This window comes from Faecalibacterium sp. i21-0019-B1, assembly GCF_042852915.1.
In the GTDB taxonomy this organism is placed as follows: domain Bacteria; phylum Bacillota; class Clostridia; order Oscillospirales; family Ruminococcaceae; genus Faecalibacterium; species Faecalibacterium taiwanense.
Window position 1 is genome coordinate 2,165,530 of sequence record NZ_AP031425.1, and the last position, 19,729, is coordinate 2,185,258.

Annotated in this window: 21 protein-coding genes and 1 other annotated feature; of the genes, 10 read left to right on the top strand and 11 right to left on the bottom strand. The window is 57.5% G+C overall.

The window, feature by feature from the left end:
- Positions 1–239: 239 nt before the first annotated feature.
- On the bottom strand, positions 240–1,547 hold the full coding sequence (locus ACGHP1_RS10775; RefSeq protein WP_338428157.1) for a putative ABC transporter permease: 1,308 nt from the start codon (positions 1,545–1,547) through the stop codon (positions 240–242).
- 236 nt (positions 1,548–1,783) lie between these two features.
- Complete coding sequence (gene fucO / locus ACGHP1_RS10780) at positions 1,784–2,932, bottom strand: lactaldehyde reductase (protein ID WP_112090254.1); 1,149 nt, start codon at positions 2,930–2,932, stop codon at positions 1,784–1,786.
- Between the two features lie 261 nt (positions 2,933–3,193).
- On the opposite strand from fucO, the gene ACGHP1_RS10785 reads away from it, so the two are divergent.
- From ACGHP1_RS10785 to ACGHP1_RS10795, 3 genes are read left to right on the top strand one after another with little or no spacing between them, the layout of a single operon-like run.
- Positions 3,194–3,571, top strand: coding sequence for a GntR family transcriptional regulator (locus ACGHP1_RS10785; protein WP_120081203.1), 378 nt, complete (start codon positions 3,194–3,196; stop codon positions 3,569–3,571).
- Positions 3,564–4,265, top strand: a complete 702-nt coding sequence (locus ACGHP1_RS10790) for an ABC transporter ATP-binding protein (RefSeq protein ID WP_207698680.1) — start codon at positions 3,564–3,566, stop codon at positions 4,263–4,265. Before ACGHP1_RS10785 ends, ACGHP1_RS10790 begins: the two co-directional genes overlap by 8 nt.
- Complete coding sequence (locus tag ACGHP1_RS10795) at positions 4,259–5,071, top strand: hypothetical protein (protein WP_390509408.1); 813 nt, start codon at positions 4,259–4,261, stop codon at positions 5,069–5,071. The genes ACGHP1_RS10790 and ACGHP1_RS10795 overlap by 7 nt, the downstream gene beginning before the upstream one ends.
- A 161-nt stretch (positions 5,072–5,232) precedes the next feature.
- Here ACGHP1_RS10795 and ACGHP1_RS10800 read toward each other — a convergent pair whose 3' ends face one another.
- From ACGHP1_RS10800 to ACGHP1_RS10840, 9 genes are all read right to left on the bottom strand, one after another.
- On the bottom strand, positions 5,233–6,081 hold the full coding sequence (locus tag ACGHP1_RS10800) for a sugar phosphate isomerase/epimerase (RefSeq protein ID WP_120120292.1): 849 nt from the start codon (positions 6,079–6,081) through the stop codon (positions 5,233–5,235).
- A 171-nt stretch (positions 6,082–6,252) separates the two neighbouring features.
- Positions 6,253–6,660, bottom strand: a complete 408-nt coding sequence (gene atpC, locus ACGHP1_RS10805; protein WP_154259085.1) for an ATP synthase F1 subunit epsilon — start codon at positions 6,658–6,660, stop codon at positions 6,253–6,255.
- Entirely contained in the window at positions 6,660–8,072 is a 1,413-nt protein-coding gene (gene atpD / locus ACGHP1_RS10810; RefSeq protein ID WP_097775203.1) for a F0F1 ATP synthase subunit beta, read from the bottom strand. Before atpD ends, atpC begins: the two co-directional genes overlap by 1 nt.
- Before the next feature lie 33 nt (positions 8,073–8,105).
- Positions 8,106–8,987, bottom strand: coding sequence for an ATP synthase F1 subunit gamma (gene atpG, locus ACGHP1_RS10815; protein ID WP_097781573.1), 882 nt, complete (start codon positions 8,985–8,987; stop codon positions 8,106–8,108).
- Complete coding sequence (atpA, locus tag ACGHP1_RS10820; RefSeq protein ID WP_005944488.1) at positions 8,974–10,728, bottom strand: F0F1 ATP synthase subunit alpha; 1,755 nt, start codon at positions 10,726–10,728, stop codon at positions 8,974–8,976. Before atpA ends, atpG begins: the two co-directional genes overlap by 14 nt.
- On the bottom strand, positions 10,718–11,209 hold the full coding sequence (locus ACGHP1_RS10825; protein ID WP_005944489.1) for an ATP synthase F0 subunit B: 492 nt from the start codon (positions 11,207–11,209) through the stop codon (positions 10,718–10,720). The genes atpA and ACGHP1_RS10825 overlap by 11 nt, the downstream gene beginning before the upstream one ends.
- 15 nt (positions 11,210–11,224) lie before the next feature.
- Positions 11,225–11,452: an ATP synthase F0 subunit C gene (atpE, locus tag ACGHP1_RS10830; RefSeq protein ID WP_005944490.1), complete on the bottom strand. Its 228-nt coding sequence runs from the start codon at positions 11,450–11,452 to the stop codon at positions 11,225–11,227.
- A 39-nt stretch (positions 11,453–11,491) separates the two neighbouring features.
- Positions 11,492–12,175, bottom strand: a complete 684-nt coding sequence (locus tag ACGHP1_RS10835; RefSeq protein ID WP_180806657.1) for a F0F1 ATP synthase subunit A — start codon at positions 12,173–12,175, stop codon at positions 11,492–11,494.
- Positions 12,176–12,679: 504 nt separating this feature from the next.
- Positions 12,680–13,144 carry a DUF2798 domain-containing protein gene (locus ACGHP1_RS10840; RefSeq protein WP_390509409.1) on the bottom strand — a complete coding sequence of 155 codons (465 nt, stop codon included), beginning with the start codon at positions 13,142–13,144 and terminating at the stop codon, positions 12,680–12,682.
- 1,162 nt (positions 13,145–14,306) lie between these two features.
- Between ACGHP1_RS10840 and ACGHP1_RS10845 the strand changes: the two genes are divergently transcribed.
- The 7 genes from ACGHP1_RS10845 (at position 14,307) to ACGHP1_RS10875 (ending at position 19,696) form a co-directional block, all read left to right on the top strand.
- A complete protein-coding gene (locus ACGHP1_RS10845) occupies positions 14,307–14,624 on the top strand; it encodes a hypothetical protein (RefSeq protein ID WP_154259080.1) in 318 nt (105 codons plus the stop codon).
- 19 nt (positions 14,625–14,643) lie between these two features.
- Positions 14,644–14,955 carry a hypothetical protein gene (locus ACGHP1_RS10850; protein ID WP_337678912.1) on the top strand — a complete coding sequence of 104 codons (312 nt, stop codon included), beginning with the start codon at positions 14,644–14,646 and terminating at the stop codon, positions 14,953–14,955.
- A gap of 9 nt (positions 14,956–14,964) precedes the next feature.
- Complete coding sequence (locus ACGHP1_RS10855) at positions 14,965–15,183, top strand: hypothetical protein (protein WP_390509410.1); 219 nt, start codon at positions 14,965–14,967, stop codon at positions 15,181–15,183.
- 75 nt (positions 15,184–15,258) lie between these two features.
- On the top strand, positions 15,259–15,561 hold the full coding sequence (locus ACGHP1_RS10860) for a Dabb family protein (RefSeq protein ID WP_097781569.1): 303 nt from the start codon (positions 15,259–15,261) through the stop codon (positions 15,559–15,561).
- A gap of 45 nt (positions 15,562–15,606) precedes the next feature.
- Positions 15,607–15,848 (top strand) — a binding site (T-box leader).
- 69 nt (positions 15,849–15,917) lie between these two features.
- Positions 15,918–17,915 carry a methionine--tRNA ligase gene (gene metG / locus ACGHP1_RS10865; protein WP_154259075.1) on the top strand — a complete coding sequence of 666 codons (1,998 nt, stop codon included), beginning with the start codon at positions 15,918–15,920 and terminating at the stop codon, positions 17,913–17,915.
- Between the two features lie 6 nt (positions 17,916–17,921).
- A complete protein-coding gene (locus tag ACGHP1_RS10870; protein ID WP_390509411.1) occupies positions 17,922–18,884 on the top strand; it encodes a DMT family transporter in 963 nt (320 codons plus the stop codon).
- Positions 18,881–19,696 carry a TatD family hydrolase gene (locus tag ACGHP1_RS10875; RefSeq protein WP_390509412.1) on the top strand — a complete coding sequence of 272 codons (816 nt, stop codon included), beginning with the start codon at positions 18,881–18,883 and terminating at the stop codon, positions 19,694–19,696. Before ACGHP1_RS10870 ends, ACGHP1_RS10875 begins: the two co-directional genes overlap by 4 nt.
- The last annotated feature ends 33 nt before the right edge of the window (positions 19,697–19,729 follow it).

Sequence of the window (19,729 nt, forward strand, 5' to 3'; positions counted from 1 at the left end):
AGTTTTCTCCTTTTGTTTTTGGCAGAGCAGCAATAAAAAAGAGGCCTTTATTACATCCTGCCCAAAAACGGGAAAGTGTAATAAAAGTCTCAAGCTTCCGGTGACACAGCGGGCATTTCTGCCGGGATGTCGCTGCGCCACAGCGCACCGTTTTTGCAAAACGAGCGCCCTTTACTCCCTTTTATCCGAAAAATATTATACCGGTTTTTGCACCAAAGTGCAAGAGGAGCGTTGAAATTTCATCCGGCCTTGGTCACTTTCTTCGCGTTGGGATAAATACGCTCCATGCGGGCATCGTCAAAATGCGCATCCAGCAGCATATCGATGCTCTTCTTGGGGCCTTCACCGCTGGTGCGGGCATCGTACCGGGCCAGCGCCAGCGCACTGGTGAGCATGTTCACCGCCATGAATACGGCCAGCAGGACGGTCATCCATGGGCGGACGCGGCTGCGCACCTTCTTCATGCCTCTGAGCACCAGCGGATAGCCGTAGCGCATCCATATCACCGCCGCAATGCCCCAGAAAAAGCAGTACAGCAGGTTGATGCGCCCGCCCAGATTGAACTTGAACTTGCTGTAGTCCCAGAACACGGTGCCGAACAGCAGCTCGGTGACGGCGCTGCACACGTATTCGTACACACCGCCCATGACGGTGCCGAAGGCGAACAGATAGCGGTCGCTCCGGTCCTTTTCCTGACGCAGCAGCACCGTTGCCAGCACCAGCGCCAGACCCCACACCACGCTGAACGGCCCCCAGACCAGACTGGAGCGGCTCATCCAGACCCCGGCGGTCACGCGGCAGAACACCGTCTCCACCATGTCGCCCAGAAACGCGCCGATCACGAACAGCCACAGCAGATCGGACACGCTGAGGAAGTTCTTTTCCCCCTTCCGGAGCGCAGTCTGCTCCTGCCGGGCCGCAGCCGGGTAAGCATACTGGATGCGTTTTTCAATGTAAAGCGCGATCCTGCGGCGCAGCGTATCCGACCGCTCCCCCAGTCTCTGGTTGAGCTGCTCCAGCATCGGGTGCCGGGCCGCATACTGCTGCACCAGCACCGCCGAACCGATCTGGTCCAGCACCGCCACCGTCAGCGAGACCCATACTGCCGGACGCAGCAGCCAGACCGGGATATGCGCACACAGCCGCAGCAGCACATTATTGCCCCACAGCACACTTGCCGTGCCCAGTGCACCCCACAGCAGCGAATACTGCAGGCACACATAGCCATTCAGATTGAATTTTTTTCCGGAATAGTCCCACCACTTGCGGCGGTGCAGGCGTTCCAGCAGCTTGGCGGTGATCCATTCCATCACCGTTGCCGCCATCATACAGGCAAAGAACAGGTAGACCGGCTCGGTGCGCAGATCGCCGAAACTCACGGCCAGCAGCACGCCGGTGGTACCGTAGATAAAGCAGAACGGGCCTGCCGCCGCACCGCGGTTGGCAAACCTTCCGCCCCGGATGGTCGCGACTACCGTCTCAGCCACCCAGCCCAGAAAGGAATATACTAGATAAATAACACCCAGAGTATAGAAGTTCAGCGTCATAAGGTTCCTTTCGCTTCCAGTTTTTTCTTACTGCATTGATTGTACCTGTTTTGGGCGCTGTGTACAAGAGCCGTGCAGAAATTTTGTCACTCTGCGACGCGGCAGGCTCTCCGGGCATCTCTGAAAAGACGAAGATCCAGCCTGTTGCTTTGTTTTCAGATACATCTTAGAAAAAGGCCCTGCCATCCCGAAGGACAGCAGGGCCCAAAATTACAGCTTGAATTTACAGAGCGGAATCACAGCTGGCTCTTATACAGCTCCACGATCTCCTCCACGCTGGTGTCGCGGGGATTGCCGGGACGGCAGGCATCCGCAAATGCGGACTCGGCGAGGAACTGGATATCCTCTTCCTTCAGGATGCCGTGCAGATTTGTGGGGATGCCCACGTCTGCGCTCAGCTGCTTGACGGCGGCGATGGTGGCATCAGCGGCTTCCACATCGTTCATCTCGTCGATGCCCATAACGCCCATGGCCTTGCCCACGGCGCGGTAGCGCTCACCGGCAACGCTCTTGTTGTACTCCAGACCCACCGGCAGCAGGATAGCGCAGGCCACACCGTGCGGGGTGTCATACAGAGCGGACAGGCCGTGTGCCATGGAGTGGACGATGCCCAGACCCACATTGGAGAAGCCCATGCCGGCGATGTACTGGCCCAGAGCCATGCCCTCGCGGCCTTCCGGGGTGTTCTGCACTGCGCCGCGCAGGCTCTGGCTGATGAGCTTGATGGCTTCCAGATGGAACATATCGGAGATGACGCAGTGACCCTTGGTGATGTAGCCCTCGATGGCGTGGGTCAGAGCGTCCATGCCGGTGGCGGCGGTCAAGCCCTTGGGCATGGAGGACATCATATCGGGATCGACCACGGCGATCTCGGGGATATCGTTGGTATCCACGCAGACGAACTTGCGCTTCTTCTCCACATCGGTGATGACGTAATTGATGGTGACCTCAGCAGCAGTGCCGGCAGTGGTGGGAACAGCGATGGTGAACACCGCGTGCTTCTTGGTGGGAGCAACGCCTTCCAGAGAGCGGACATCCGCAAACTCGGGGTTGTTGATGATGATGCCGATGGCCTTTGCGGTATCCATGGAGGAGCCGCCGCCGATGGTCACGATGCAGTCAGCCTCAGCAGCCTTGAAAGCGGCCACGCCGTCCTGCACGTTGGCGATGGTGGGGTTGGGCTTGATCTCACTGTAAACAGCGTAGGCAAAGTTTGCAGCATCCAGCAGGTCGGTAACCTTCTTGGTGACGCCGAACTTGATCAGGTCGGGATCGGAGCAGACGAATGCCTTCTTGTAGCCGCGGGCGGTCAGTTCGGGAACAATGTTCTCAATGGCACCGTGGCCATGGTAGGAGATGGTATTCAGAACGATGCGGTCAGCCATAGTTATTTTTCCTCCAAATCTCTTTTCCGCCGCTTTCCGGGCGGAGCTCTCTGTTTTTCAGCATAGCACATTGTTAAAAGCTTTGCAATGTGAAATTGTTTGAATTTATTGTAATTTTTTATCAATGTGCAGTGTTTTATGGGCACTTTTTCCCAATTTCCCATAGTTTTATAATGTTTTTTCTTTTTTCCCTTGACAAGCAGCGCAAATTGTGTATTATTGTATCAAGCGCTTAATACAGCAAGACAAGGAGATGATACCATGGGCGAACAGTTTGATGCCAGCCGCCCGATCTATGCACAGCTTGTGGAACGGCTGAAGGCCCGGATCCTGGCCGGCACCTACCCGCCGGGCGGGCATCTGGATTCGGTACGTGATCTGGCCGCAGCCGCCGGGGTGAACCCAAACACGATGCAGCGGGCCCTTGCCCAGCTGGAGACGGAAGGACTGGTGCGCACCGAACGCACCGCAGGCCGCTATGTTACGGAGGATACTGCATTGATCGAACAGCTTCGCGCCGACACCGCCCGGACGCTGGCGTCGGATTTTCTGGAAAAGATGCGCGGCATCGGCTACAGTCCCGCACAGACAGCCGCGCTTTTGGAACACTGGGACGCAAAGGAGGACCGCAATGAGTGAACTTTTGAGCTGTGAAGCACTGACCAAGTGCTATCAGAAGGATAAGACCGCACTGGAAAATATAGACCTGCACATCGGCTTTGGCCGCATCGTGGGGCTGCTTGGCCCCAACGGCAGCGGCAAGACCACCCTCATCAAGCTGGCGAACGGTCTGCTGCAGCCCAGTGCAGGCAGCATCCGGATCGCCGGCATGACCCCCGGGCCGGACACCAAAGCCATCGTGTCCTATCTGCCGGACGCCGACTGGCTGCCGGACTGGATGCGTGTGGAGCAGCTGGTGGAAATGTTCCGCGAATTCTATGCCGATTTTGACCCCGCTAAGGCAAACGAAATGCTGGCCCGGCTGGAACTGGAACCGAAGGCGCGGCTCAAGACCCTCTCCAAGGGCAGCAAGGAAAAGGTGCAGCTGATCCTTGCCATGAGCCGCGCCGCAAAGCTCTACCTGCTGGATGAGCCCATTGGCGGCGTGGACCCTGCCGCCCGGGACTACATCCTGAGCACCATCCTGAACAACTACAGCCGGGATGCGACCGTCATTCTTTCCACCCACCTCATCGGCGATATCGAGCCAATTCTGGACGAAGCCGTCTTTTTGAAGGATGGCCGGGTGTTCGCCCACCGCAATGCCGAAGAGCTGCGCGAGACCGAGGGCATGAGCGTGGATGCATATTTCCGGGAGGTATTCAAATGCTGAAACAGCTGTTAAAATATGAATTCAAGGCCACCGGCCGCACCTACGGCGGGCTGTATCTGGCCCTTGTTGCGCTGGCAGTGCTGAGCGGCTTTTCCCTGCGCAGCTCTTCCAAGGACGACTTTGCATCTCTGCTGCTGTTCGCATACATGGTCGTAGCCGTTGCTGTGGCAGTGGTGTCCGTGATGACCATTGTGACCCGCTTCACCCGCAATCTGCTGGGCCGCGAAGGCTACCTGATGCACACCCTGCCGGTGACGGAAAGCCAGCTCATCCTTTCCAAGCTGATCTCCAGCGTGGTGTGGATGCTTTGCAGCAGCATCGTGGGTATTTTCTCCTTTGCGGTGATGCTGCTGGCTCTGTCTCTGAACAGCGCGGCCCTGCAGCAGCTGCCGGAGCTGTGGCAGAAAGTGGTAGAGATCTTCCGAGAGATCTTCCGCATGACCGGCAGCTCCGGGTGGCTCTGGCTGGCCTTTGAAACGCTGAACGGGCTGGTGGCACTGGTGTCCAGCATCCTGTGCATCTATGCCGCATGCATGATCGGCCACCAGTTCAAAAAGCACATGGTCCCGGCCGGTATTCTGGCATTTTTCCTGCTGTCCTTCCTGCAGAACTGGCTGAGCTCCGGTGTCAGCAGTGCCGACATGCTGCAGGCTGTTTCCGATCCCACCCTTGGCGGCGTGGACATCTCCATCGCTGCGCCCAGTGCGTTCACCACCCTGTTCGGGCTGGCGGTCAGCATCGCCTTTGCCGCAGGATACTTTCTGCTGACCCGCTGGCTGATGGAGCATAAGCTGAATCTGGAATGATCTTAATGTCCTCCGCTTTCGTTCTGGGCATTTTCAGCGAAACTACTTCTTAATTGCAATTTGTAAAAGGCCGAACCATAAACTTCATCTGATACAAAAAACATCTGCAAGCTGCCCCATTCCGGGCAAAGCTTGCAGATGTTTTTCTTGTTATAAAGTGTTCAGCACTCGTCGTACTGCTTTTTCAGGTAGTTCAGGCATTCCACCGCGTTTTCCGGGGTGGTGTTCTCCAGCGTTGCAAAGATATAGGGCTTTTCCTGCTTTGCAAACCGCAGGATGGTGCGGTAGTCCTCCATGCCTCCCTGCCCTGCACCCGTAGCAGCCAGCTGGCCGCCCGCATCCTTGCGCAGGAAATCCTTGAAGTGGATCATGGCAATGTCCTTGCCCAGAAGCTCGATGGCCTCGGCGAACACTTCCTCGCGGCGGTCCACATTTTCCATGTTCAGCAGGTTGACGGGGTCGAACAGGATCTGCAGGTTCGGGCTGCCGATCTCGTCCAGCACGGTGCGGGCGCGTCTGGCATCGTACACGATGTGCTTGACCACCGGCTCAATGGCAATGGTCACGCCGTACTGCTCGGCGCAGCGCACCACCGGCTTGAAGTTCTTGATAAAGGTGGAAAGTGCGGCATCGCTGCGGCACTCCGGACAGAATTTGTACTCCGCGTTGGGCGCACCGGTCTCGGTGCCCACCATGCCGCAGCCCAGCAGGCTTGCAAAGCGGATATGAGCATAGTATTTTTCCTGAATGGCGTGCAGGGCATCCGCATCCGGGTGGGCAAGGTTCAGGTAGTTGCCCAGCACGGCAATGTCGATGCCGTTTTTCTCAAACAGATGCCGCAGATACAGCGCATAGCCGGGGGTCAGGGCGCTGGGGGTGCAGGGCAGCTCCTTGAAGGATTTGCTCAGAGCCACATGGGCGCAGGTAAAGCCTTTCTGGCGCACCAGCGGCAGCACCTGTTCAACGGGCAGCTTTTCCGCGTCATGCAGACGCAGGCCGAATTGGATCATGGAAAACCTCCTCCTTTCCCGCACAACACGCGGGGTTGCATTGACTTTATTATACACGAAAGCTGCGTTCCATGGAACAGCCTGAAACAAAAAAGAGCATCACTTTGCACCCTCAACGGATACAAATGATGCTCTTTTTTCAGATCTTGTCCTGGCAGATGCGGCTCATTCTCAGCGCCGGTACTTTGCAGCGGCCTGCAGGCGCTGCATCGCACGGTCGAGCGCGATCTTGCTCTGATAATATTCATGCATGCTCTGCTGATGCTGCAAACGCTCCTCGGCACGGATGCGGGCAGCCTCGGCACGGTTCTTGTCGATATCCTCCGGACGCTCGGCGCTGTCCACCAGCACCATCACGTAGGCAGGCGTCACCTCGGCAATGCCATCGCCTACCAGGATGTCCTGGCTTTCACCGTTCACCTCAAAGTGCAGGATGCCCATGTGGATGGCCACCAGCACCGGGCTGTGTCCGGCCTGTATGCCGTACACGCCATCGCTGATGGGCAGCACAAGGTCTTCGCAATCGCCCTGATAGTACTCACCGCTGGACGCAGTGATGTTCAGCATGAACTTGTTCATCAGACGGCACCGCCCTTTTCCTCAGCCAGCTTTTCCGCTGCCTTCTGGCGGGCATCTTCCAGCGTACCAACGTTGAAGAAAGCCCACTCCGGCAGATCATCGGCCTCGCCGTCCACAATGGCGGCAAAGCCGCGCACGGTATCCTGCAGCGGCACATACTTGCCCTTCAGGCCGGTAAAGTTCTCGGCCACAGCAAAGGGCTGGGACAGGAACTTCTGCAGCTTGCGGGCGCGGGCAACGGTGAGCTTGTCGTTCTCGTCCAGCTCGTCCATGCCCAGAATGGCGATGATGTCCTGCAGTTCCTGATAGCGCTGCAGAATGGACTGCACCTTGCGGGCCACGCGATAGTGCTCCTCGCCCACGATATCCGCTTCCAGAATGCGGGAGGTGGATGCCAGCGGGTCCACGGCCGGGTAAATGCCCTGCTCCACGATCTTACGGGACAGCACGGTAGTGGCATCCAGATGTGCAAAGGTGGTGGCGGGGGCCGGGTCGGTCAGGTCGTCGGCGGGGACGTAGACGGCCTGCACAGAGGTGATGGAGCCTTCCTTGGTGGAGGTGATGCGCTCCTGCAGAGCGCCCAGCTCGTTGGCCAGAGTGGGCTGGTAGCCCACAGCAGAAGGCATACGGCCCATCAGAGCGGACACCTCGGAGCCTGCCTGCACGAAACGGAAGATGTTATCAATGAACAGCAGCACGTCCTTGTGGGTCTCCTCACGGAAGTACTCTGCCATGGTCAGGCCGGTCTCGGCAACACGCATACGTGCTCCTGGGGGCTCGTTCATCTGACCAAAGACCAGTGCGGTCTTATTCAGAACACCGGACTCGTTCATCTCGCCCCAAAGGTCGCAGCCCTCGCGGGAGCGCTCGCCGACGCCGGTGAAGATGGAGTAGCCGCCGTGCTCGGTGGCCACGTTATGGATCAGTTCCTGGATCAGCACGGTCTTGCCGACGCCTGCACCGCCGAACAGACCGATCTTGCCGCCCTTTGCATAGGGGGCCAGCAGGTCGATGACCTTGATGCCGGTCTCCAGGATCTCGGTCGCGGGCTTCTGCTCTGCAAAGCTGGGGGCCTTGCGGTGGATGGGCCAATGCGGCACATCATCCACAGAGCCCTTGCCGTCGATGGGTCTGCCCAGCGGGTCGAACATGCGGCCCAGCGTGGCTTCGCCCACCGGTGCGGTCAGGCCGTGGCCGGTAGCGGTCACGGTCATGCCCTTGCCCAGACCCTCGCTGGCGGAAAGCATGATGCAGCGCACAGTGGTCTCGTTGACATGCTGTGTCACTTCCATCGTGCGCTCGGTGCCCTCGGCGGTCACGGTAAGCGCTTCCTGCAGGGCAGGCAGCTTGCCTGCGGTGAACTGCACGTCCACCACAGGGCCGGCTACGCGAATAATAGTTCCCTGTATCATACGATTGCCTCTATACTAATTTGTAAATACGTTTTATTCCGCCCGGTTCTGCACGGCAGCCGCACCGCCGATGATCTCGGTGATCTCCTGTGTAATGGAGCCCTGACGGGTGCGGTTGTATTCCAGCTGCAGCTCCCGGATCATATCGTTGGCGTTCTTGGTGGCGGAATCCATGGCGGTCATGCGGGCGCTCTGCTCTGCGCAGAAGCTCTCGGTCATGGCACCAAAGATCATGCCGTGCATATAAATGGGCGCGATCTGTTCAAACACCGTCCATGCAGACGGGAACATCTCCACATCGCCCTTCGGATCGCCCAGACCCTTGGGGGCAGGCTGCAGATGGGCGCGGTCCAGCGGCAGCAGACGCACCATGGTGGGCTCGCTGGTCAGTGCATTCTCGATGCGGGTATAGATGAGATAGATCTCATCCAGCTTGCCGGTCTTGAAATCATCGATGGCGTCCATCGTGATATCGCGGGCACGCTGCAGCGTAGGCTCCGTGGCACCGTAGTGGAAATCCTCCACCAGCCGCGGATCCTTGTGGTACAGGGCGCGGTAGCCGGTCTGGCCGATCACATAGAACCGGTCGTTCTCATCCGCATTTTCCTTGAGGAACTTGATGATGTTCTGGTTGTAAGCGCCTGCCATGCCCTTATCTGCCGTCAGCACGATGTAGGCCCGCTTGGGGTTTGCGATATTACGCTCGTGGAAGAACGGATGCACCGGCTCTTCCGGCAGGTGGGGCACCACGCGGGAAATGGTATCGCGCATACGGTTGAAGTAGGGCGATACATTCTGGTAGTTCTTACGTGCCTTGCGCAGCTTGGACGAGGAGATCAGGTACATGGCGTTCGTGATCTTCATGGTGTCCTGAATGCTCTCGATGCGCTCCTTCAGCAGCTTACTGGACGGCATGGCTGTCGCCTCCCGCATAAGCTTTCCAGGCGTTCAGGATGGCATCGACCATTTCAGGTTCCAGCTTGCCGGTGGCGGTGATCTTATCCATCGTACCGGACACATCCGCGCGGAACTGACGCACAAATGCGGAAGTTTTGGCGCGCAGCTCGGCAGTGGGCAGTTCGTCCAGCACACCGTGGGAAGCCAGCACCAGCGTGACCACCTGCTCGGCGTCGGACTTGGGCTGATACAGCGGCTGCTTGAGCATTTCCATCAAAGCCTTGCCGTGGTCCAGCTGGCGGCGGGTCTCCGCGTCCAGATCCGAGCTGAACTGTGCAAAGGACTCCATATCCTTGTACTGTGCCAGCTCGATACGCAGGTTGGCGTTGGCCTTCTTCATGGCCTTGGTCTGGGCAGCGCCGCCCACACGGGACACCGACAGACCCACATTGACGGCCGGGCGGTTGCCTGCATTGAACAGTGCGCTCTCGAGGAAGATCTGACCATCGGTGATGGAAATGACATTGGTGGGGATGTAAGCCGAAACGTCGCCTGCCTGCGTCTCAACGATGGGCAGTGCGGTGATGGAACCGCCGCCCAGATCGTCGCGCATCCGGCAGGAGCGCTCCAGCAGACGGGAGTGCAGATAGAACACGTCGCCGGGGTAAGCCTCACGGCCCGGAGAGCGGCGCAGCAGCAGAGAAATGGCACGGTAAGCCACTGCATGCTTGGACAGATCGTCGTAAACGATCAGCACGCTCTTGCCCTGGCTCATGAAGTACTCGGCCAGTGCGGTACCGGCATAGGGTGCGATGTACTGCAGGGGAGCGGAATCCGAAGCAGTAGCCGCCACGATGGTGGTGTAGCTCATGGCACCGTGCTTCTGCAGATCGCCTGCCACGCGGGCAATGGAAGAAGCCTTCTGGCCGATGGCCACATAAATGCACAGCACACCGGTGTTTTTCTGGTTCAGAATGGCATCCGTGGCGATGGAGGTCTTGCCCGTCTGGCGGTCGCCGATGATCAGTTCACGCTGGCCGCGGCCGATGGGGAACATGGAATCGATAGCGAGGATGCCGGTGTGGAGCGGGGTATCCACGCTCTGACGCTCCAGAATGCCGGGGGCCTGCTTTTCGATGGGGTTGTAGCCCACAGCTTCAATGGGGCCCTTGCCATCAATGGGCTCGCCCAGCGGGCTGATGACACGGCCCAGGAAGGCATCACCCACCGGGATGCCGGCACGCTTGCCGCTGCGGGTCACCATGGTGCCCACACCGACGGTCTCAGCTCCGTCGAACAGCATGATGCCCAGCTGTTCGGGGTCCACGCTCTCCACCATACCCTTGGCACCGTTGTCGAAGGTGACGATCTCGCCGTACACGGCGCGGTTCATGCCCTCGACGTGCACGATGCCGTCGGCAGAGGAGATGACCACACCGCCCTCGGCAGAGGTCTCGGCGGGCTTGTAGTCCTCAATGCGGGTCTTGAGGGTAGCCAGCGAGGGCTTGCCCTCCATCATCTTGTCCAGCTGATGACGGCCGGAGTTATCGAACACACGGTCGCCCACCTGCAGGACATAGCCGGACAGCAGGCTCTCGTCCACCGTCACGTTCAGGATGACCTCGGTGGCATCATACAGCTTGCGTACCTCGGCGCGGATCCGGTTCAGCTCCTCTTCCCGGGGCTTGCGGGCGCTGCGCAGCTCGGCCTTGACGATGCGGTTGTCCGCAAAAAATTCACGACTGAATTCAGTTGCCATTGCCTGCACCTGCTTTCTCCAGCAGATCGTCCAGCAGACGTGCGTCGTCCTGGGCGGTCAGATTGCGGGCCAGCAGCTTCTCGCACATCGCACGGGCCAGTGCCGTGGTCTGGGCATCGGCTTCCCGCAGCTTGCTCTGGCGTTCGGCCTCGGCGCTTGCCTTGCCGGCTGCCACGATGGCGTCTGCCTGCTTGCGGGCATCTGCCAGCAGCTGCTGCTTTTCGACCTCAGCCTGCTTTTCGTAGGCTTCGCGGCGGGCAGCGGCCTCATTGTCCACATTGCGCAGTTTTTCCTGTGCGGCGTTCATGGTCTCTGCGGCTTCCTTCTTGGAGGTCTCCGCATCGGCCAGGTTTGCGTCCACCATCTGCTGGCGCTTTGCGATCACGTCCTGAACAGGCTTGAACAGGAACTTGCGCAGCACCGCATACATGACGAGGACGTTCACGACGGTCCACAGCAGGTTAATATCCAACTTCAGCATTCGTCTGCGCCTCCGTTACTGACCCAGGAACAGGATGATCAGCAGTGCAACGACGAAGCCGAAAATTGCAGTACCTTCTGCCAGAGCAGCGCCCAGCAGCAGGTTGGTCTGGATCTTGCCGGATGCCTCGGGCTGACGGGAGATTGCCTCCGTTGCCTTACCCGTTGCGATGCCGATGCCGATACCGCCGCCAATGCCGGTCAGCGCTGCAATGCCAGCGCCCAGAGCAATCAAACCATTCATAGTAATAATCTCCTTTTAAATTCAGTAAATATCAATGGATCAGTCTTCTCCGCCCATGGTCTCTTTCATGAACAGTGAAGTCAGGAACACGAACACGTAGGTCTGGATCAGACCGTCGAACAGGTCAAAATACAGGCTGAACACCGCCGGGACGAACACGGGCACCACGAGCTTGATCAGCTCCATGATGACGAATGCGCCCAGCACATTGCCGAACAGTCGCATGCACAGGCTGGTGGGGCGGATGGCGATCTCGAGGATGTTCATAGGGGTCATGACCGGAGTGGGGGCAGACAGACTCTTGAGGAAGCCCACGCCGCCGCGTGCACGGATGCCGGCACCCTCGATCAGGATGATGCTCATCAGCGCCAGCGCTGCGGTCACATCCAGATCCTTTGTGGGGGGCTTGACACCGAACACGCCGATCAGGTTGCTGAAGGCGATGTAGATGGCCACGGTCATCAGGTAAGGCACATAGCGCCTGCCCTTTTCGCCCAGCAGACCTTCAAAGAAATTGGTACCTGCGAGGTAGGCCATTTCCAGCACGGCCTGACGCTTGCTGATGTGGTCCACCTTCAGGTTTCTGGTAAGCAGGATCGAGCCGATGGTAACGATGGCCAGGATCACCCAGCTGATGACCACGGATTCCGGGATCTGCAGCGGGCCGACCTTGACGTATTCGACGGTCAGCTCTTCCATCAATGCTTTGGTCAGATTATTCAATTGTTTTTCCTCCTTCCTGAAGAATAGGGTTCCGGGGGTAAGACCGCCGCACCGCCCCGGCGGCGCAGCGTCCTTCTTATCGCTCGAAGAAAAGGCGCAGCTTTGTGAAAAAAGTAAGGAAGGTGTTCGGCTCTATCCGGTCACACCCTCCCTCCTGCACGGGTCACTTCGTCTTTTTTCGTTGTGTATGATAGTACGATTGACGAAAATTGGCAAGTGGCTTTGTGCACATTCTACATTTTAGGTGGTTCTACTGCATTGATATACAAAAAAAGTTGTGCATCTTGTCCAATAAAACGCTCTTCGCATGTACTTTTTACACAAATTTCTTAGCCGATTCTTAGGTTTCAATGGCTTCTTCAGGGCATTCCGGGAAATATTTCCATCAAAAATGCCCCATTGTACATACTTTATATGCCCGATATATAAAATTCGTATAGGTGTCTCGTCCGGTATTACACCCGCTCCTATACATATTTATTATAACTGCATATCTAAAATCTGTCAGTCCGCCTGTTTTGCGCCGCGGCGGAACATCAGCCGGAAGATGGCACGGGCAAGCGGCCCGCAGTACAGCATCTGCCAGCACAGAGCCATGGGCATATTGCAGCCCCAGGTATGCACCCAGGTGCCAAAGCCGGGTTCTTTAAACAGCACCGTTGCGATCAGGCTCATCACCGGGCACATGATGCACACGATCATCAGCGAGATGGCATAGGTGATGAACTGCGGACGATCTGTGGGCCGCATGAACATAAACGCCAATCCGGTGGCCAGTTTCTCCACCACGAAAAATTCCAGCACGCAGGCAATGGGAACCATGATCGGCATCTCGTGCAGTGCCATAACAAAGGTGGCATTGGTGACACCGCCTGTGTTCAGCGCCACATTGTAAACGATCATGCCATAGACCATAATTGCAGCCATGACAATGGTAAAGAAGATACGTTCCGGTAAAGTTTTAGGCATTTTGATTCTCCGTTTCTTTTGTGTCTAAATTTTTGCCGCAAAAAAGCCGCCCCGCGAAACTTTCATCTCGCGGGGCGGCGGCGACTACCATTCATTGGTGCTATTTTAGCACAAATCGATCTGACGCATAATACCCTGTGGACACTTTCTCCCGTTTTGCGCAAAATCCTCCACAAACGGCCCGGAACTTCTGGGCAGCTTTGCTGTGACTCTCCCGGCAGCCCTCCCTGCAGGGCACAGAGTTCCTCCCCAAAGGGCCCGATCGCCCGGGCACACCGCACAGAAAGCGGCATTTTGCACGTTCTATCTGCTGTTTTTCAAGAACTGCACAATTTTATATTTCTATCCTTGTGCACTCTGCGAATAGACAAATCAATCAGGAATATGTATAATAAAGCCAGAAACCAGAGAAGTACAGCAGAAGCTCAAGAGAGAGCTAATCCCGCTGACTTGAAGCAGAAAGGAGCGAGACCGATGGTCGATATGGAACCCGCACAGCAGGGACAGGCTGTCGGGATTCGCTGAGAAGCAAAATAGAGGCTCACCACAGACGGGATGTTTCCCCCGTATAAAAACACAACAAAAATGAGCCAGTCTTGAGCATCAAAAATGCGATTACACGACAACCTGTCGATAAACTTAACCCCCAGCGATTCAAATAAATCCGCCGGAGATGATTCCTATGAAGGTATCTTTTGTACGGAGAACATTATTTGAATAGCAAAAAAGGAGTTCTACCAATGTACTAAGTAGTTTGCCCCTGGCGAATCTAACTCGAAAGAATGTGGTAATATGAAATTCATCTTTCGAATCTCGGTGCCGCACTCCATCAGTTAAGAGAAGGGTCAATCCAATGTACTAAGTAATCAGTCCCCTTGAAATAGATTCTCAGTTTCCAGTAGTTTCTAAGGAGAGTCACCCTATGAAACGTTTACTCCGAAAATGAGGAACCCCAAGGAGAAGAGGCTTATGACTCCGAAGAAGTAAGTATCCAGCCGGACGAGGGCTTGCAACCGCCTCGTCCGGCTGGTTTTATTTTGTGCTGTTTTTACCAATAGTCAACACCCGATTTGTGCAAATTTTACGCAGGAAGGTTGAATACCGTCCTTTGTTTTTGCACTTTTCTGTGGTATACTGTGGAAAAAGATGGGAGGTGCATTTCATGGAGTCGTTCGTTTCGTTTTCCACTCTGTTCAACCTTGTGCTGACCGTTATCTGGTTCATCTCCGGCATTCGGGATCTTCAAGGCAAAGACCCGTTCCTCGATCTGCCGTTCAACCAGTATCACCGCGACCCGGAGTACCGCGCCTTCTGGCAGAAAAAGAACGGCGTGTTTTACATGCTCAACAGCATCGCCTTTCTGATCCTAGCTTTCACACCTGTTACATCGCTGATTTACCGTATCATCTTCGGCATCGCCATCGTGGGAGACCTTCTTTATCTTGTCGCTTACGAAAGCTGGAACCATAGTGCGGATTGACAGCCGGAAAGGGGTCACCATGAATTTGAATCTTTCGGACTGGGATTGGCTGAACGCCGCGCTGGGTGTGCTGTTTTTGTACCGCGGCATCCGGGATCTGTACAATGGCACCGGCACCGGATGGAGCAGTGAGGACGAAAAGAAGCACTTCCGCAAATTTTACGGCATTGCTTCGATCCTTTGCGGTGCACTCTATCTGGTCAACACCTTTCTTCCCAGGGTCGAGCCGCTGAATTCCATTTTGATGGTGGCAGCGCTCGTGTTGTGCGCTGCCCTGCTGATCTCGTATCTGTGCTATACTCTGAGCAGGGACGACAAAACCAAAAAGTGAGGGGTTGCTATGGAAGTCATCTTATCGATCTTAACCGCACTTTTCGGCATCGGGTTCGGCATTTTTATGGCGCTGCATCCGGAAGATGCCATTGCCCTGCATGACCGTGGACGGTATACACAGACCGAACCAACGGAAGCGTACATCAAATTGACCCGGCTGGAGGGCATCGGACTTTCGGTGCTCTGTGCCGTGCTTCTGGTGGTTCTGCTGTTCGCACCCCAATAATACTTTGCAGCTTTCCTCTTGCGGATTTTTTCTCACCCTGCTACAATGAGAAAAAACGCAGGAGGTTTTTTTATTATGGTCAAGCATGTGATCCTGTGGCAGCTGAAGGACGAGCTGTCCGATGCCGAAAAAGCCGCCGTCAAGGCAGGCATCAAGGAAGGGCTGGAAGGTCTGGCAGGCAAGGTCCCGGGCCTTGTGGAAGTGCATGTCAACATCAACGGTCTCCCCTCTTCCACCGCCGACCTGATGCTGGACACCACCTTTGAAAGCGCCGAGGCCCTCAAGGGCTACTCCGTCCATCCCGCCCATGTGGCTGTGGCCGACGGCAAGGTGCGGCCCTACACCAAGGCACGGTTCTGTCTGGATTACGAGATTTAATGTTGACAAACCCACCATTTTTGCGTATTATAGACATAACAATGTAAATTGGCTGTGAAGAGAAGAGTACGCACCGTCTGCGCCTGACAGAAAGCCCGAAGGATGGAACCGGGCAGGCCGCGCGATGCCGAAGATGGTCTCGGAGCTGCGCAGGTGAAAATTGAGCCTGCGACGGGTGCGCCCGTTACCGCGCTGCGCCGTGCTTTTTTGCCCGGCAAAAGGCTGCGCCCGCAAGGGTGCGGCGAAGCAAGGTGGTACCACGAAAGTTACAAGCTCTCGTCCTTGTCCGGCTCAGTCCGGCAGGATGAGGGCTTTTTTCGTCCCCCGCCAAATCAGGAAAGGAAGAGTATCAACCTATGAGTGAGCACAAGACATTCTACATCACCACTCCCATCTACTACCCCAGCGACAAGCTGCACATCGGCCACAGCTATACCACTGTCGCCTGCGACGCACTGGCACGCTTCAAGCGGATGCAGGGCTATGACGTCATGTTCCTGACCGGCACCGATGAGCACGGCCAGAAGATCCAGGACAAGGCCGCCGATGCCGGTGTGACCCCCAAGGAGTATGTGGACAAGATCGTAGCCACCGTCAAGGATCTGTGGAAGCTGCTGGACGTCAGCTACGACCGCTTCATCCGCACCACCGACGACTACCATATGGAGTCCTGCCAGAAAATTTTCACCAAGCTGTATGAGCAGGGCGACATCTACAAGGGCGAGTACATCGGCCACTACTGCAAGCCCTGCGAGAGCTTCTGGACCGACAGCCAGCTGGTGGACGGCAAGTGCCCCGATTGCGGCCGCGAAGTGTACGACGCACACGAGGAAGCCTACTTCTTCAAGACCAGCAAGTATGCCGACCGCCTGCTGAAGCTCTACGAGGAGAACCCCCAGTTCATCCAGCCTGAGAGCCGCAAGAACGAGATGATTGCCTTCATCAAGCAGGGCCTGCAGGACACCTGCGTGTCCCGCACCTCCGTGAAGTGGGGCATCCCCGTGCCCTTCGACCCCAAGCACACCATGTATGTGTGGGTGGATGCCCTGAGCAACTATATCTCCGCGCTGGGCTACGGTAACGAAAAATATCACGACTACGACAAGTTCTGGCCTGCCGACCTTCACATGGTGGGCAAGGAGATCCTGCGTTTCCACACCATTCTGTGGCCCGCCATGCTGATGGCTCTGGATCTGCCCCTGCCCAAACGGGTGTTCGGCCACGGCTGGCTGCTGATGAACGGCGGCAAGATGTCCAAGTCCGTGGGCAATGTGGTGGACCCTGTGATCCTGTGCGACCGCTACGGCGTGGATGCCATCCGCTACTTCCTGCTGCGTGAGATTCCCTTTGGCAACGATGGCATGTTCACCAACGAAGCCCTGATCACCCGCATCAACAGCGATCTGGCGAACGATTTGGGCAACCTGCTCAGCCGCACCGTCGCCATGTGCGAGAAGTACTTCGGCGGCACCGTGCACAATGTGGCCGGTACCGAAGCCATTGACACCGAGCTGGAGACCATGGTCAACGAGCTGACTGCAAAGGTCACGGCCGACATGGACAGCCTGACCATCCCGCAGGCCCTGATGGAGATCTTTGCGGTCATCCAGCGCGCCAACAAGTACATCGACGAGACCGCTCCCTGGGCACTGGCCAAGGACGAGGCCAACAAGGCCCGTCTGGAGAGCGTGCTGTACCACCTGTGCGAGGCACTGCGCGTGTGCGGCATCCTGCTGAACGCATACCTGCCCACCACCGCACCCAAGATGATGGAACAACTGGGTCTGGACGCATCTGCTCTGGACCTGACCAAGACCACCTACGGCGTACAGGAGACCTACACCGTGCACAAGGGCGAGGCACTGTTCCCCCGCATCGATGTGGCAAAGGAAATTGCCCACCTGAAGGAAGAGGACGAGAAGCGCAAGGCCGCTGCCGAAGCTGCCAACAAGGCCAAGGCTGAAGCTGAGAAGAAGGCTGCCGCCCCCGCCGAGGAGAGCACCGTGGACTTTACCCACGAGGAAGAGATCGACTTTGACACCTTCTGCAAGGTGGAACTGCGCGTGGCCGAAGTGCGCGCCTGCGAGAACCTGAAGGAAAGCAAGAAGCTGCTGCACCTGACCGTGTTTGACGGCGAGCGGGAGCGCTGCATCCTTTCCGGCATTGCAAAGTGGTTCAAGCCGGAAGACCTGATCGGTAAGAAGATCGGCATTGTGTGCAATCTGGCACCTCGCCCCATGATGAAGGGCAAGTATGTCAGCGAGGGCATGATCTTTGCTGCTGATACCGCCGACGGCGGCTGCTCCATCGCTTTCTACGGCGACGACACCCCCGTAGGCAGCCGCATCCACTGAGCCGCCATGCAGGAAAACAAAACGCTTTCCCGCGCGGAATGGCTGGATAAGATCTTCGGCACGCCGGTGTTCGCCGTGCTGCTGGCCATCTTCTGCAATGTGCTGTGGGGCTCGGCATTCCCGTTCATCAAGCTGGGCTACCGGCTGTTCTCCATTGAGACCGGCAACACCGCCTCCATCTTCTGCTTTGCCGGTGTGCGGTTCATGCTGGGCAGCTTTCTGGTGCTTCTGGGCAGTGTTCTGCTGCAGAACCGCCTGCCCAAGTTCCCCCGCGGCAAAGTGGCAGCGGAGTGCTGTGCTCTGGGCCTGTGGCAGACCACGACCCAGTACGCATTCTATTACATCGCTGTTGCCATGCTCACGGGTGCCTTTGGCGGCATCCTGAACAGCACCCAGAGCTTTCTGGGCGTGATCTTTGCCCATTTCATCTACGGCAACGCCGACCGCATGACCCCTGCCAAAACGCTGGGCTGTGTCATCGGCTTTGCAGGCGTGCTCATCGGCACGCTGGGCAACCACGGCAGCGGAAGCGGCTGGGGCGTGTTCTGCATGATGACGGCCACCGTCATCTTTACTTTGTCCGGCCCGTGGAACAAATCCGTGACCAAAAAAGCAGACAGCTTTGCCGTCTGCTTCATCAACCTGTTCGTGGGCGGTCTGGCACTGTTCGTGCTGGGCACTGTGCTGGGCGGCAGCCTCCATGTGCAAAACGCACTGGCGGTGGTGGTCATGCTGTATCTGGCTTTCATCTGCGGGGCAGGCTATGTGCTGTGGGCCTTGCTGATGAAGAACAACCCGGTCAGCCGCATTGCCATCTTTGGCTTCGTGAACCCGGTGGTCAACGTACTGCTGAGCGCCGTGCTCAACGGCGAACCCCTGTTCCGCTGGCAGTATCTGGCGGCGCTGGTGTTCGTGTGTGTGGGCATCTGGCTGGTGAACAAGGCCCCCGCCAAAAAGGAGAGCAAATGACCGGCCCCATTTTTGACACCCACGCGCACTACAGTGCCCGCGCTTTTGACGCAGACCGCGATTTCCTGCTGGGCAGCCTGCCCGGCAAGGGCGTGGTGGGCGTGTGTGAACAGGCCACCCACTCCGGGGATGCACCCAAAGTGCTGGAGCTGGCGCACCGTTACCCGTGGGTGGTGGCGGCTGTTGGCATCCACCCGGAAAGCCTGCTGCCCGCCGCCGACTGCGGCGAGGAAGGCCCGGCTCCTACGGTCTCGGTGTACGGCGGGGACTGGGCCGCCGAGATGCGCGCTCTGGCCCAGTATTACGAGGACCCCAAGGTGGTAGCTGTGGGTGAGTGCGGGCTGGACTACCACTGGCCTGTGCCCAAGGATGCCCAGCTGGCCATGTTTGAGGCACACATCCGGCTGGCGCTGGAACTGGACAAGCCCATCATCGTGCACGACCGCAACGCCCACGCCGACGTTTACGCCCTGCTGAAAAAATACCAGCCCAAGGGCATCGTCCACTGCTATTCCGGCAGTGCCGATGACGCGGTGTGGCTGGCAAAGCAGGGACTGTTCATCGGTTTTGGCGGGGCGTGTACCTTCAAGGGTGCCAAGCGGGCGGCAAAAGCCATCAGCGCCCTGCCGCTGGAAAGCATCGTACTGGAGACCGACTGCCCCTACATGGCACCGGAGCCGGTGCGCGGCACCCGCTGTGACAGCTCCCTCATCCGCTATGTGGGCGAGTATATCGCCCAGCTGCGGGGCATCTCTGCCGAAGAGGTGTTCCGCACCACAGCCGAAAATGCCCGCCGGGTATACGGGCTGTGATTCGTTTTTCGCAAGTTGCACAGGTTTTTCTCT

What these genes read in the sequence shown, in the direction of transcription:
- ACGHP1_RS10775 (WP_338428157.1), bottom strand. Translation starts at nt 1,547, where the DNA reads ATGACGCTGAACTTCTATACTCTGGGTGTTATTTATCTAGTATATTCC.
- fucO (WP_112090254.1), bottom strand. Translation starts at nt 2,932, where the DNA reads ATGGCTGACCGCATCGTTCTGAATACCATCTCCTACCATGGCCACGGT.
- ACGHP1_RS10785 (WP_120081203.1), top strand. Translation starts at nt 3,194, where the DNA reads ATGGGCGAACAGTTTGATGCCAGCCGCCCGATCTATGCACAGCTTGTG.
- ACGHP1_RS10790 (WP_207698680.1), top strand. Translation starts at nt 3,564, where the DNA reads ATGAGTGAACTTTTGAGCTGTGAAGCACTGACCAAGTGCTATCAGAAG.
- ACGHP1_RS10795 (WP_390509408.1), top strand. Translation starts at nt 4,259, where the DNA reads ATGCTGAAACAGCTGTTAAAATATGAATTCAAGGCCACCGGCCGCACC.
- ACGHP1_RS10800 (WP_120120292.1), bottom strand. Translation starts at nt 6,081, where the DNA reads ATGATCCAATTCGGCCTGCGTCTGCATGACGCGGAAAAGCTGCCCGTT.
- atpC (WP_154259085.1), bottom strand. Translation starts at nt 6,660, where the DNA reads ATGAACAAGTTCATGCTGAACATCACTGCGTCCAGCGGTGAGTACTAT.
- atpD (WP_097775203.1), bottom strand. Translation starts at nt 8,072, where the DNA reads ATGATACAGGGAACTATTATTCGCGTAGCCGGCCCTGTGGTGGACGTG.
- atpG (WP_097781573.1), bottom strand. Translation starts at nt 8,987, where the DNA reads ATGCCGTCCAGTAAGCTGCTGAAGGAGCGCATCGAGAGCATTCAGGAC.
- atpA (WP_005944488.1), bottom strand. Translation starts at nt 10,728, where the DNA reads ATGGCAACTGAATTCAGTCGTGAATTTTTTGCGGACAACCGCATCGTC.
- ACGHP1_RS10825 (WP_005944489.1), bottom strand. Translation starts at nt 11,209, where the DNA reads ATGCTGAAGTTGGATATTAACCTGCTGTGGACCGTCGTGAACGTCCTC.
- atpE (WP_005944490.1), bottom strand. Translation starts at nt 11,452, where the DNA reads ATGAATGGTTTGATTGCTCTGGGCGCTGGCATTGCAGCGCTGACCGGC.
- ACGHP1_RS10840 (WP_390509409.1), bottom strand. Translation starts at nt 13,144, where the DNA reads ATGCCTAAAACTTTACCGGAACGTATCTTCTTTACCATTGTCATGGCT.
- ACGHP1_RS10845 (WP_154259080.1), top strand. Translation starts at nt 14,307, where the DNA reads ATGGAGTCGTTCGTTTCGTTTTCCACTCTGTTCAACCTTGTGCTGACC.
- ACGHP1_RS10850 (WP_337678912.1), top strand. Translation starts at nt 14,644, where the DNA reads ATGAATTTGAATCTTTCGGACTGGGATTGGCTGAACGCCGCGCTGGGT.
- ACGHP1_RS10855 (WP_390509410.1), top strand. Translation starts at nt 14,965, where the DNA reads ATGGAAGTCATCTTATCGATCTTAACCGCACTTTTCGGCATCGGGTTC.
- ACGHP1_RS10860 (WP_097781569.1), top strand. Translation starts at nt 15,259, where the DNA reads ATGGTCAAGCATGTGATCCTGTGGCAGCTGAAGGACGAGCTGTCCGAT.
- metG (WP_154259075.1), top strand. Translation starts at nt 15,918, where the DNA reads ATGAGTGAGCACAAGACATTCTACATCACCACTCCCATCTACTACCCC.
- ACGHP1_RS10870 (WP_390509411.1), top strand. Translation starts at nt 17,922, where the DNA reads ATGCAGGAAAACAAAACGCTTTCCCGCGCGGAATGGCTGGATAAGATC.
- ACGHP1_RS10875 (WP_390509412.1), top strand. Translation starts at nt 18,881, where the DNA reads ATGACCGGCCCCATTTTTGACACCCACGCGCACTACAGTGCCCGCGCT.